At 45.7% G+C, this 12,035-nt stretch carries 13 protein-coding genes; 1 reads left to right on the top strand and 12 read right to left on the bottom strand.

Annotated elements, in window-relative coordinates; all coding sequences use genetic code 11:
- Positions 1–3 precede the first annotated feature (3 nt).
- The 10 genes from QZ942_RS00740 to QZ942_RS00695 all read right to left on the bottom strand — a co-directional run bounded on the left by QZ942_RS00740 (position 4) and on the right by QZ942_RS00695 (position 9,248).
- Positions 4–318: a hypothetical protein gene (locus QZ942_RS00740; RefSeq protein WP_292992618.1), complete on the bottom strand. Its 315-nt coding sequence runs from the start codon at positions 316–318 to the stop codon at positions 4–6.
- A 2-nt stretch (positions 319–320) separates the two neighbouring features.
- Positions 321–545 carry a hypothetical protein gene (locus QZ942_RS00735; protein WP_292992617.1) on the bottom strand — a complete coding sequence of 75 codons (225 nt, stop codon included), beginning with the start codon at positions 543–545 and terminating at the stop codon, positions 321–323.
- On the bottom strand, positions 529–1,269 hold the full coding sequence (locus QZ942_RS00730) for a hypothetical protein (protein WP_292992616.1): 741 nt from the start codon (positions 1,267–1,269) through the stop codon (positions 529–531). The genes QZ942_RS00735 and QZ942_RS00730 overlap by 17 nt, the downstream gene beginning before the upstream one ends.
- 455 nt (positions 1,270–1,724) lie before the next feature.
- On the bottom strand, positions 1,725–2,855 hold the full coding sequence (locus tag QZ942_RS00725; protein ID WP_292992614.1) for a right-handed parallel beta-helix repeat-containing protein: 1,131 nt from the start codon (positions 2,853–2,855) through the stop codon (positions 1,725–1,727).
- Positions 2,856–3,034: 179 nt separating this feature from the next.
- Positions 3,035–3,187, bottom strand: a complete 153-nt coding sequence (locus QZ942_RS00720; protein WP_292992612.1) for a DUF4113 domain-containing protein — start codon at positions 3,185–3,187, stop codon at positions 3,035–3,037.
- A 193-nt stretch (positions 3,188–3,380) separates the two neighbouring features.
- On the bottom strand, positions 3,381–4,187 hold the full coding sequence (locus tag QZ942_RS00715) for a hypothetical protein (protein ID WP_292992611.1): 807 nt from the start codon (positions 4,185–4,187) through the stop codon (positions 3,381–3,383).
- A gap of 79 nt (positions 4,188–4,266) precedes the next feature.
- Entirely contained in the window at positions 4,267–4,965 is a 699-nt protein-coding gene (locus tag QZ942_RS00710) for a hypothetical protein (RefSeq protein ID WP_292992610.1), read from the bottom strand.
- Between the two features lie 33 nt (positions 4,966–4,998).
- Positions 4,999–6,864 carry a hypothetical protein gene (locus tag QZ942_RS00705; protein WP_292992609.1) on the bottom strand — a complete coding sequence of 622 codons (1,866 nt, stop codon included), beginning with the start codon at positions 6,862–6,864 and terminating at the stop codon, positions 4,999–5,001.
- Between the two features lie 6 nt (positions 6,865–6,870).
- Complete coding sequence (locus QZ942_RS00700; RefSeq protein ID WP_292992607.1) at positions 6,871–7,500, bottom strand: hypothetical protein; 630 nt, start codon at positions 7,498–7,500, stop codon at positions 6,871–6,873.
- 56 nt (positions 7,501–7,556) lie between these two features.
- Positions 7,557–9,248 (bottom strand): hypothetical protein, encoded by a 1,692-nt coding sequence (locus QZ942_RS00695; protein WP_292992605.1) that lies wholly within the window; start codon positions 9,246–9,248, stop codon positions 7,557–7,559.
- A 305-nt stretch (positions 9,249–9,553) separates the two neighbouring features.
- Here QZ942_RS00695 and QZ942_RS00690 point away from each other — a divergent pair, with 305 nt between their 5' ends.
- The gene (locus QZ942_RS00690) at positions 9,554–10,381 is read left to right on the top strand and encodes a PEP-CTERM sorting domain-containing protein (protein WP_292992603.1); all 828 of its coding nucleotides are present in this window, start codon (positions 9,554–9,556) and stop codon (positions 10,379–10,381) included.
- 72 nt (positions 10,382–10,453) lie between these two features.
- Here the strand turns inward: QZ942_RS00690 and QZ942_RS00685 are convergent, their stop codons facing one another.
- Both QZ942_RS00685 and QZ942_RS00680 read right to left on the bottom strand, forming a co-directional pair.
- A complete protein-coding gene (locus tag QZ942_RS00685; protein ID WP_292992602.1) occupies positions 10,454–10,936 on the bottom strand; it encodes a hypothetical protein in 483 nt (160 codons plus the stop codon).
- A gap of 5 nt (positions 10,937–10,941) precedes the next feature.
- Positions 10,942–12,033: a hypothetical protein gene (locus QZ942_RS00680; RefSeq protein WP_292992600.1), complete on the bottom strand. Its 1,092-nt coding sequence runs from the start codon at positions 12,031–12,033 to the stop codon at positions 10,942–10,944.
- Between the last annotated feature and the right edge of the window lie 2 nt (positions 12,034–12,035).

The raw sequence follows: 12,035 nt of genomic DNA, 5'->3' as shown, positions 1-12,035 counted from the left end.
GTTTTATAAACCCTTACCACTTAATAGTTTTAGGAATGACTCTATAGCCCCAGTAAATTTCCCTGCCATCAGCAACAAACCAATGATTATTGCGTAGCCAATGAGTGTTGCTGTGATATGTACGCCTTTTATGAAACCAGACTGATTTGCCTTATCTTCGATAATCTTTACAGCATTGTTCTGTGCCATTGCAGTCACTTTATTTATCTTGTCCTCAATAGAATGTTCAAGATCCTCCATTCCTTTTTCTAGCGCGACTATCCTTGCTTCATGCGACCCCATTTGCATTGTGTGCGGGCATTGTTGTGGATTTTCCATGTCTATCTTCTCCCTGCTGTTGTCTTGGCAAGTATGCCAATCGCCCGAATTACTGAATTCAGACGACCGACAATTGCTGATTGTGTTTTGGCTTCCGCTTCTCGCACTTTCTTCCAATCTCCAAACGGCTTGCCGTCAAAGAAATCTTTTGCCACACTTGCAGGCAGATTCAGTGCGTCAAGCAAAGAGGTGTGGGAATAAAGGCTGATGTTAGATGCCAGGCTCATGAGCGACTCTGACCAGGTTAAGCACGACGCGCGAGAGGCAGGTACTAACCGGAAATCGGGCGGGTGGCAAATCGCTTGCCGCCCCTCCTTTTGGTAGTGAAACAATTCCGTTGTTATCGAATTCTATGTGGAATAAGTGGTGTAGTTTTTCGCGTCCGGTGAAATATAGGCCAAGCAATGCATTAAAATCACTCTCGGGATAACCGGCCATGACTTTCATCCGGTCAACAAGAAACTGATCAAATTTACCCTCACCATCTATTGGACTTGGACTATTTTCGCCATCTATCGTCAATTGCGCAGCCATCCCGCCCAACAACCAGTGAAGCTTTCCAGATACCCCTTCTATTTCACCACTTAGACGCTCAATCGATTCGGCCATAGCGCCGGTCAAGTGCCTTATGTGCCAGATATCCCCGCCCACTTCACCGATATTGATATCGCTTTCCATCAAACCGACATCGTTACTACCATCCAAATAGTCTGAATATCGGCCTTTACCAATTGTGAAATCCGGTTCGCCATCGGAAATGGATGCCAGATAATGACATACCGCCATAATGCGTTCTTGAACCGTCCAATACGCTGGATCTTCGATAATGTCCTTGCCCTTCACACTTTCGACGGCATACCGAAGCATAGCGGTAACGGAAGCCTCTTCTAAATGTACCGGCATGGATGCGATCTTTATCGATTCGCCAATTGATAGTTCTCGGAGTTGCACAGTCAAACGCCGCATTCTGAGAACAGGATAATAAATCACCAGCAACACCTCTTTTGGTCATGTAACTACATGCCATGATTGTGCTAAATTGTGCAGGTGGAATTTGGTGGATTTTCCGCTATTGCTTTTTGGGTGGAAGCTGAGACGCTCGATAGCGGAAATATCTGGCGGCTGCATAAATTTAAGGAATTTGACGTAGAAGAAAGCTATAACTGCGTTAACACCAAGAAGGGGAGTCTTCCAAAGACAAGAAGTGATTTTCATCTGCTCGTGTCATCTGCTCGATACCAAACTCCAAACTAAGGACGTAAAAAAACCAGCAGGACGCTGGCTGGCTATGGGCAATAAAAAACCCGCCTAAGCGGGTTCTGTGGTCTAAAATTTATAAATCAGCTCTTTCCACCAGGGTCTCTTTGATCTGCGGTTCTATCCCTGGGCGGGGAGAAAATAATAGCTCAGTAAGTTGCCCTTGCTCCAATAGCTTGAAAAGTTTGTGAACTAGGAGTTAAAAATAATTTATTAGAAACATCCCAATAATCCATCAAAACAGTTCCACCAGCATTCCATGAATTCCCGGTGTTTGTTGAACCAGTTCCAGCATGATTGTATTCAAGTTCAATATTATCAGTTACGATACTATCCGAACATAAGATGTAGCTCTTCTTGTTACTCCAAGTTGTGTTGTTTCCGATAGTGATATTATCGCCACCATTACAATCGATACCGGTTTCACGATTTCCAACTGAGATATTATTTTTAACTATGTTGTCAGCACTAGGAGAATCGCCGCCAGCTTTAATTCCATTACCATTTCCATCCAATAAACCATTGAATAAAACTAGATTAAATTGGATTAATGTTCCTATAGATCTCCATGCATCAATTCCATCATCAGAATTTTTGGCTACATAATTCCATTTAACGATATTATCATTGCCACTTGAAATGGATATGCCATCGGCGTTTCCACCATTCGCCCCTTCCGTGGTATATCCTTCATCAACGTTACCAAAAATAACACTGTTGATTATGGAATTTCTAGACGATTTTGTGTATGGAGTGCTGTAACTATGATGAACAAGAATACCTGAGAGATAATTGTCATAGACTGTAACCGCATCGATAACATTGTCATTTCCCTGAATCCATAAACCTTGTTGCGGCATGTTCCGGATGGTTATATTTCTTAATTTAACCCAATCTCCGGTAATCTGAATTCGAACAGCATCACCTTTAGCATTTGAACTGCCATCAAAAATAGCTTGTTCACCTAGATAACTTTCAAATATGATCGGGCTTCCAGAAGATCCGCTAGCATAAATGTTAACCGTTGAAGTTAATGAATAAATCCCATCTCTCAAAAATACTTTATCACCTGGAGCAACCTTCCCGATAACGGTAGGCATGGTGCAAGGTACAGAGATAGAGCATGTGGTTCCTGAACCACTGGTGGCAACATAGTAAACAGTTCCACTTGTACTTGTGGGAGTGTATGCTTTAGGTCCTATTGTTGGAACTGTAGCCAGTGCAAATGTAGTTGACATTGCCAACAATGCAGCAAAGACAATACTTGATATTTTTTTCAATTAAACTCTCCTTTAATGTTTGTTTATAACATTGTGTTCAAATTCTTTCGGGAATATCAAGATATTTTTATTATCTTCCACAGACTTTCTAATCGATGCAACTATCTCTTTATTCCTAGGTTGTCCATGACAAGCATCAATATCCATTCTACCCGATCTTTATCCGTTAGTTAGAAAATCTAATTCTTCACAGCCACCAACTCATCCCAATCAGTAGTATAACCAGGGCTCCTACTCCCTTGCTTCATCTTCCACAACTGATTAGTGCCTTCAGATGCTACCTTAATAGTGCCTTTGCCCATCCGCGCATTGATCTGAACTATTACTTTCATGAGTTTTTTTGACTTGCTATCTTCCAATCTTAGCCCAAACATATCAGCTTGCCTGTGATAGCTATCAACGAAGTCTGATAGCCGATTTGGAAAAGGATATCGCTGAGCAAACAACCTTAAAATACAAGCTAAGTGCTATGTCCTGTACGAACTCAAATCGAGAATAACTTACGGAATATTCCGCAGCAGCAAATTACAAACTGCCATACTTAACCCAATCATCCCGATCTATAGCCGTCAGTGTTGCCAGTGTCATCGTTACCGCTTTTTCAACATACCGGCCATTTCTGTCAACAGGTGATTCTATTGGGTCTTTTATAAACTCAATAACCAGTGGAGAATAGATGCGGTTCTTGTACTTCATGGCCACCATGGTAGGCGCGATAGACGGTACCAAAGCATCAATAAACCCAGTATTGCCCTTGACTGCCTGAGCCGATCTTGCCAATACCGAACCATCGGGTGAGAGTTTTACCGGCAGCGACCATTCCATGAGTTTATTGAATGGCGCTTCCACTTCAGCAAATGGATCACTCCATGCCCGGAATAAAGCGGTAACCTGAAACTTAACAGGCGGCATACCATTGAATACCTGCATTGAATTCAGCTTGGTAATGCCGGTTCTACCTTCGAACTGGCGAATAAAATCATTTGATTTTTGCTGCGCTTGAGAGGCCATACTTGATGCATCATCACCTTTCAGGAATGCGTCAATTAATGGCATCAACGCACCCGATTGAAGCATAGCAAGCAGCGTGGGCGCGCGTGATTCCGGTCCGGCGTGCTCAAATGGGCTTTGCCAGCTCAAGGATATCTCCATGCTGGCTTCAGACAAAGGAGCCAGAACGGTCACAGGGTCTGCTTTTGCTCTTGACCACACGCCATCATCACTTTTTTTAATCTCATAGAAGCTGGCTATCAAATGCGGCGAAAGACCATCCCAAAGTGATGAGAGCGAGTTTCCTTCAAGGCTTGGCGGTTGCGATGATGTTCTATTCATAATGTAGATGTAAAAAAAGCGCTACCGGACGTTTTTCTCGATACGGTAGCGCTCAAGGGCTTCAGTTAATCTAATGTTTTTACTTCAATCCAGCTTTTCTGCGAATCTTCATCGATTTTGCCCGGCGCATTCTCGCTGTAGCTGAGTGGCTTTTCATGCGCGCCTTACGAAGCCCAACCTTCTGGGCTGCACTCAATCGAACGGTTCCAGATACGCGCTTTCTGATGCGCATTTTCTTGCCCTTGCGAATCGCCATTTTCATCTTGTATGCCGCATCCAAAGCCGGTTCCTGATCGCTGGCACTAAAGGCGAAGTTATCAATATCAGAATCAGATTCATCTTCACCCTCTGGCAATACGGATGCTACTAGGTCGCGCACGCGGTCAGCAACATCGCCATCCCAGTCATTTAGCAGCACGTCAAGATCCTCATCTGAAGCACCTTTACTGGATAAATAGTCCCATGCCGCATTGAGCGCTATATCCAAAACACCTTGCTCATCATCAGTGATATCGCCGTCATGATTTTCATCAGCGGTGCCGATCATTAATGCAAGCAAACGATCCGCATACGTTTCACCATCATCAAGATCGTCCGTTTCTACCCATTGCTGAATGACTGCCGCAACAGATAATTTAATGTCTTTCAACGTGAAATCATCAGCGCCCATCAATTCAGTTCCAGTATCTTCAGCCGAATCCAGAACAGGCTTAGTTGAAGCCCTACTCTTCATTGCGTCTCGCAATACGTCAGTCACTGCTCTATTTGCTAATTTCATGCTCTAATCCTCTTTTAATAAATATCCAGGAAATTACCGGGTCAATGTTTGCGTGACAAAAATCTGTCTAACCGTTCCGTCGTAACGAAGCCAATATGAAACATCCATGTTGTCGTATGGACGTAATTCATTAGGGCGAACATCAAACCTCCACGCTTTACCGCCCATATCAGGTGAATTGCTAGGAACCAACCATCCCGAAGCTTCGGCACCTTCAAACAGTGCGGTTAGATAGTTGCCCATACGGTTTAATGCAACCTGCATAGGCAATTGCAGAACATCCTTGCCGTAACGAGTGACCGCATCATCAATACTGACCGACATATCCGCTACTGCGATCAATTTCTTCAGGCTGGAATCTACCAAGGCACTGGTCAAAGAATCTCTGAACACGAAACTACCGCCACCCGAATACACTTCCCACAACACCGGATTTATCTTGGCTTTCGCAAGAGAATTCAATTCCTGACTACTTGGGGTATAGGCTTGCACCATTCCGGTTCTACGAACAGGCCATTCTTTGCCAGCTATCGGGTAATTCTTCGGAGCAAAGCCACGAGCATTTTTCTGTGCATTTCTCAGGCATGCGTAGGCAATGTTAAGCGTGGCCACACCGAAATATCCATTGGGGTTAATGCCTGTTGGATCACTTGATTTAATAGGTGACCAGAAAGCATGAATTAGGTGCGAAGTTTGACTGGCACCCATGTTTAATTGCTCGACAAAAGCAATTGCCGCATCAATACCAAGATTTCCAGGCACATCGAAACGCAGTTGACGATTGGTATCGAATGCTAATTGCGCCAGTTCTCCTAACAACGCAGCGGACTGAGATCCCCCAGAAGAAACATAAGCGTAGTCATACACCGTATTATTCAATTTAACTCGCGCGGCAGAATAATCGCCATTTGAATATGAAGTGCTGCCCTCGGTAAAGCAGGTGAGAACGCTTGATTTAGCCCATTTCTCCTTGCCGTTCGAGTCATATCCATAAGCATCTGATGTCGGCTCAATATCAGCCGATGCGCCGGTCACACCGACACTGACTATTAATGCATCGGTAATTGCCGCAGCCACATCGGCGAGGTAAGCAGATCCGCCAAAATCATCTTTTGCCAGAGGATCAAGTGACCCGGTGAATTCATACAGCAAAAGACCGTCTTTATCTTTGATGCGCAGAGTCAATTTGTCGTTTGCTACGGACACGCCGCTGGATTTCTTTTCATCCGCACGAATTTCCAGCTTAATGCCATCGTTAAAGCATTCCAGGTGCTTAACTGCGAGCAAATACGTTCCGACTGGCGCAGCTGCTGTAGGCAAACACGTTAATGCTGGGGCTGTTGAATAACCAGTTCCGGGAGTCGTTACCGTTACTGAAGAGATAACGCCGTTGGTGAATACCGGAGTAAGCACCGCACCGGTACCGGGACCGCCAACGGTGATTGTTTCAGTACCGGCGTAATCCTTGCCGCCACTGACCACAGTCACCGAAGTAACCGCTCCGCTACCAACCACAGCAGTTAAAACGGCTGGAGTATGTGAGGCCGCAAATGCCGGGGTATCAGTTGGAGCAGTTATTACAGCCCATTTGATTATCGCAGCACTGGTGACCAAGCGCTGAACGACGGCTTCATACGCGCCATTGTTCAATGCTTCCACCACATGCACCCAGGCTTCATTTAGCGCGGATATACGGATTTGCTCACCCTTTCCAAGCTTTCTGGTTACGTTCCCGCGATCAACCTTGAAAGGCTTATCGATTCGACCACGAGTAGCGCGCATCATTAAGGCGAATACCTGATCACCATTACCGGACGTTGGTATCTCTGAATTGTCGCGCAGCGGGTTAAGCTGCACGCCTGCTTCAGAGCCAAGTTGTCTCACAAAAGTAAGTGACATGGTTTATTAGCCCTCCTTAGCTTTTTTGGCATGAGATACCTTTTTTGGTGCGGCTGGCGGCGCAGCGTCTTTTCCTGCATCGCTCTCACCATTGGCAGCATCAGCGCCTGGAATCTTGGTAGATTCATCACCAGTCCCGGTCAAGTCAGGATTATTTTCAGTACCCGATTCATCACCAGTTTTAGATTCCGCTTCTGCGGCAGCCTTAGCTTTTTCAGCAGCATCAAGTTCGGCTTGAACTCTTGCGGCCTCCGCCATTTTTGTGGCTTCGGCTTCTGCTTCTGCTTTGGCCTTAGCTTCCACTTCTTCATCACCATCCTGCTCAGGCTCTTCAACCACTTCCTCAACAGTCATGGCCGCATACTGGTAATCATTAAGCATTGATATCTGCCCAATATTCGATGCCAGCCGCTGCAATTGATCAAAGCCTTGTAACTCAATTTCGCGCCTGTTTTCACCATCTGGATTGCATACATGCCGCAGGAATAATCCAATGTCAGGCAAGGAAATATCCCGTGGCATGTTGTTTGTGATAACCACCTTAACCGGGTAGGTCGCATCAGCGAATGCCCCGATTAAGCTGGCAATGGCCACCTTCACGAATGAAGGTGATCCCAGTTCTATTTTTCTTGCCATAATGCTTGCTCCTTATTAACGTTACTTTGAATTTGCTTCAGTTATTAATCTGACGCTTAGATCATGTTTGTAACGTTGATAATTGCGCACCCTAGTGAGGCTTGCTTGTATGGGTTAACTGCGGTGAAATTACGCGCATAGAACGCAGCGCCACGCTTCATGTCCGCATTAACAGCTAATGGCTGAACGATTGGCGCTGTCGCATCACCCAAGACAAACGGATTGAGTGCAACGTTAGTAGCTTTACCGATGCAAAGAATTTGCCCAGCCGCTGCGGTATCAGTCAGACCTTTTGGCGTGTAGTACACATCAATGCGACCGAATAGGCGACCGATACGGAATATGCCAGGTCTTTCAGCGATTCCAGAAGGCTCGAATATTTCGCGCGGCAATGACATCCAAGCAGATGCGATGTATTTGCCCACATACATGTGCGTAATACCGTGATCCATCGTATCGACAGCCATTTGTTGCGATACCGCGCCCAGTGGAGTGGCGAAATCAAGCCAAATCTGCGCACGGGTTTTCTGACTTTTTTGATTTGGCCAGTCGAAGTCATAATCAACGCTGTTGTTTTTGGCCAAACGACGCGCTTTGAGCAAAATCTGGTAGTGCCGCTCATTGGCGAACTGATTTTGGATAGTAAGAATGCTCTCGCCATAGGGATCAAGACCCAGCTCATTTGACATTTGCGTGGCTGAATCAATGGTGATTTGAGTGATTGCTCTCCATGGTGCAGCAAAAAGTTCGTATGTAGTAGCGGCGGCGATGATCGATGGCGTGAATTCTGGCGCACGCTCGTAATCAATGAAACCTTCCACTGCAACTGGAACGGTTGTACCTAATGCCGGGGTTGTGGTCAAAGCGTAAACGCCGGTATCGGTATTAATTGTTCCGCCAATGGCGTAATCAGTGCCGCCAACATTGATCGTTCCACTGACTGCGGAGTTGCCCGAACCGGACTGATCCACTTCTTTTGCAGCAACCATGCCGTTTACATAAACTAATGTTCTGCCACGCAGCAATTTAAGTGTTGATGCGGCTGGATCACAAGTTTCATCAGTAGCTTGTACCGCCGTTAATGCACCCGTAACGTTGCCGGTACTGACTGCTGGCATAGACACATTGACGCGCGATGCTGATATGAAGGAGTTGCCTGAATTAGCGCCATCCATTGATCCGCCTTCAGTATATTGACCATAAGTATTGCCTGCCTGATGCGCCATAATAGCCAGAACGCCTTTATTGGAACCAATGTCAGCTGGCAGATAATGTGCAAAAGGAATTGCATCGCCCATGGTAGACAATATAGCAAGCACGGCACGGTTTGGCTGCAACGCAAGATTGTCTTGATGGTCCGAGTTTGCGGAATCAAATCTATATTTTCTTTTCGCGGCATCGCTCGTTGAGTAAGCCAAATGCAAACCAAGCTCAATAACGTCAGCCGGAGCATTGCACCCGTGCTGCGCTTCATAGATATCAATACCATCAAGAATTGCCTTGGTAATCTTACTGCGCACATCATCGCCCTCTTCTCCAGACGGCGCTTCATCAAGGACTATTTGCAGGTTTTCCGGCACTTTTACGCCGATATTCTGATTGATTGCCGTTGCCATAAAATCATTAGCAGCCGCAGAATCGAAGGTGCCTTCTTTGTTTGTGCCGTGATCTCGCAACTCAGCCGCAAATACTGCCACTTCGGCGGTTTGTTTCTTGAGATATTCTTGGTGAACCGTTCGCTTGGTCATAATTCTTCTGTCCTATGGTTAACATTACTCACCCGGACGGATGACCGGGCACCTCCAATGTTTTAAACATTGGCAAGTGCCTATTCTGGAATCTGGAAATTTGCTGAAACGGGGGTTTTTCCGGTTTTATTATGCAAAGGAGGCATGCTACGCAGCTTAGCTTTACTCTGACTTCCCTTTATTGCTAAACGGTTTTTGGAACTGAGTTTCTCTTGCTGATTTTATTCAAAAAATTCATAATAGTATGTCGGATTCGACGCATCCATTAATAATAACAATCTAAATTAAAGGAATAGTGAGTAATTATGGAATTTGAATTGAAACGAAATTGCTTGGCGAAAATAGCGGTGATAGCTCTATGTGGTACCTTTGTTACAGCACATGCCGCACCTATTGTTATTACCGACGACTTGGGCACCGTTGCCACGGTCGCTGATCCCGATCATTTCCCCAGCGCTACCTCCCTTGGTCTAAGTTTTATGGGAAGAGAGTTCTTTGATCACGGCAGTTGGTCTTTCAATGGCGGCACATCAAGTATACTGAATAATATGGTTTTTTCGCTTCATAAAAATAATGACCCCACCGATTCAATTATCGTGATGGTAACCAGCGCAGATTCCGATGGTTGGAAATTTGTAGAAACGGTATCTATTCCAGTGCATGGTCATGTTGCTGTTCAGATTCAGCTTACGAATAATACCGGATTTGAAGCTATAGATTCACAATGGCGTGTTGGATTTAACCCAAACCAAGGTTTGCCGGTTGGTCTTGGCCCTGACACACATAATATAATCAGTGGAACAGGAAACGGCGCTTCTGTATCGGCTACGAGCTTGGATGGTTGGTCGGTGACGTTAGCTAACACTACTGCTCCATCAGCATTTGGCATAATGTCTTACATTGATCCTGTTCCCTTTCCTTTTACTTGCTGTGCGCTTGGTGATTATGTAAATTCTGACTCATCAATTGGCTTAGTTTATAATCTTGGCACCATTCCTAGTCACCATTCAGTTACTTTCGGTTACGAGTACATCATGGGTGCTGTTCCAGAACCCGGAACCTACGCCATGTTATTGGTTGGTCTTTGTTTAATTGGATTTATCGCGGGGCGCAGAAAGGAAGCTGCCCTGTAATTTAATCTGACATTTTATCCAGAAAGGGGGCTCAGCTCCCTTTTTTAATTGGCACATTCGAGACACATGAAATCAAATATCAAGATCCCCTCGGCGATTAGTTACATACCGCATTGCGAATGGGCTGATATTCATAACAGTCTCTGGCTCGACTATTTCGTAGGCTAATCTGACCTCATCCGATATCACGATAAGCATCACATCGCCTTTCTTTATCATGAAGCTGCCTTCTGCCCCGGTAGGCTGTTCTGGCTCGATCAAGAAACGGAATTCATTGGCAAATCCATTATTTGCATCTTGCCGCTCCATCATTGACGATGGCGAGAACGGTTCAGCTTGCAGCGCATACCCGCTGCCAAGAAAGTCGTAGGAAATATCCTCTTCATCTTCAGCGCTGATGACACCCAGGCCGCCAATAGTTGGCATGCCGGAAACGGTAGATTCATTTGTTCTATTAACAGACTTCCTGTAGAGCTGGCATTCAAATGAATTAGGATGATTGATGACGATATTGCGCGCCATGCGATTAATTGCTTTCGGTACGTTCGTTAACATGTCGTTTACCCTTTGAGTTTGGCTGCAATTTCATTATCAGTGAATCCCATTCTGCGCAGGACATCCAAATCCGATGCTGAGAGTTTGCCTGATTCCATCGCCGCTTCGATTCTGCGTGTAGCTGCCGGTTTTCTGGTGATCCTGGTAACTTGCTTGGCTTTCTTATGCAGCTGCTCGCGTTCCTTAGCCCTCTGCCGCTCTCTCTCGCGCTGAACACTGGTTTTAATGGGCTTGGGTTGCTTGCGTGTGGATTTTTTCTTAACATCATCATCAAAATCCGATTGCTTGGCTTGGTGCCGAGCAGTGTTATCTTGTGAATCCCGCAGCTTTATCATGTGCTTTGTCAGGAAATTAAGCACCGATATTGATGATTCAACCTCAGACATGACGCGCAGAACATGCTTGCATGCCACGCCTTGAAGGTTCGGGTTGCGTATTTTAGGAAACCCAAGCTCTTTGCGACCGGCGTTAAAATTCCCGATTGTGCTGATATAACGAAACCAGTATCGATGCCTGCCGCAATCACAATCGAAGGCCAGTTTTTGTTTTCTGAGCCAATTTGCCGCCTGCTTGGAATCTTTACGCTCTTTGGTGGTCGATGCCATTAGTTTGTTGGCTGCTTCAGCAAAAGCATTGAAGCGAACAAGAACATGATGCCGGGTAACATCAGATTCCGGACCGGCATTGGTAATAAAGCGAATCTCGTTATTGAAAGCCGAAACTGGCACGGCCATGGATATCTGTTTTTTCGCGCGATTAATGTCAGTATCCGTGCCCGTACCCGGCATGGGTCTGGATGAGGCAAGATCAATAACCTGACGCGCAGTAATACCATCGCCGTTAAAGTTCTTTTGCGCCATCCTCATGTTATGACGGAATTGCGCAAGATCATTAGTTGTAATTGGGCGCGCGGCACCGCCACCCAAGGTTGTCAAAAGTACCCGGCTGGCATCCCATTCACCTTGGACTTCACGCTTGGTTAGTATTATTGACTGCGGGTGTTTTTCTGCGGCTTCCCGTTCAAGTTTATCGGCCTTAGCCCGGTTTCTGGCCTCGCTGATATGCCCCTTGATTTTTCCCATCCATATATCGGCCATAG

Origin of the sequence: Nitrosomonas sp. (genome assembly GCF_021731985.1) — a bacterium.
Taxonomy (GTDB): domain Bacteria; phylum Pseudomonadota; class Gammaproteobacteria; order Burkholderiales; family Nitrosomonadaceae; genus Nitrosomonas.
The sequence above is the reverse complement of the archived record's forward strand: the minus strand, read 5'-3'. Positions and strand labels throughout refer to the sequence as shown.